Raw genomic sequence first — 579 nt, 5'->3', positions numbered from 1 at the left:
GTCGGTGGCGATGGTGCGTACTGCGTGTCGTACGGTGAGTGAACGTGAGCACCGAAGTTCGCACCATCACCGTAGTCGTGATCCGACTGATCCTGAAGGCCAGTCCCTTCGTCTTCAGCGAAAACTTTCCACGGCATTTGTCAGTCCTCCGAGATGGTGAGGTTCCCCGCCTCAAATTCGAACTTGTTACCCGCTGCGACGGTCTTTGCGCCGCCCGCTAATCCACTCGCAAACAGCGGATTGTCTGTCGAGGGGTCAGGACCGTCGTACAACACAAAGCCCGCGACAGTTTTGTCAACGGTCGAGTCGAGTTTTCCGAAATCAATCAGTACGTCGTTCTCATACTGCCGAGGCGATCCAGCGTTTGTCAGCGTCCACTCACTCGCCGTGACGTTGACGGGGCTGTACTGATCGCCTGAAACCTCGTTCGCAGCGTCGGGGGTGTTCGACGGCTCAACAGTCCAGAGTGCGACGTACACACCATCCCGCGCTCCGTCAGGCGGGTCGTTGTTAAACACGCGGTCAAGCGTCTGTGCTTCCAAGTATCGAGTCTTATCGTCTGCCATGAATGTTGTCTAA

At 56.5% G+C, this 579-nt stretch carries 1 protein-coding gene; it reads right to left on the bottom strand.

Going from position 1 to position 579, the window contains the following annotated elements:
* Window positions 1-140: 140 nt before the first annotated feature.
* Window positions 141-566: a hypothetical protein gene (locus tag EXE42_RS16500; RefSeq protein ID WP_137695023.1), complete on the bottom strand. Its 426-nt coding sequence runs from the start codon at window positions 564-566 to the stop codon at window positions 141-143.
* Between the last annotated feature and the right edge of the window lie 13 nt (window positions 567-579).

This window comes from Halorubrum sp. SP3 (genome assembly GCF_005435195.1).
GTDB lineage: Archaea > Halobacteriota > Halobacteria > Halobacteriales > Haloferacaceae > Halorubrum > Halorubrum sodomense.
The sequence above is the reverse complement of the archived record's forward strand: the minus strand, read 5'-3'. Positions and strand labels throughout refer to the sequence as shown.

Bases quoted from the DNA above. Each gene is read 5' to 3' on its own strand.
- EXE42_RS16500 (WP_137695023.1), bottom strand. From the start codon at position 566: ATGGCAGACGATAAGACTCGATACTTGGAAGCACAGACGCTTGACCGC.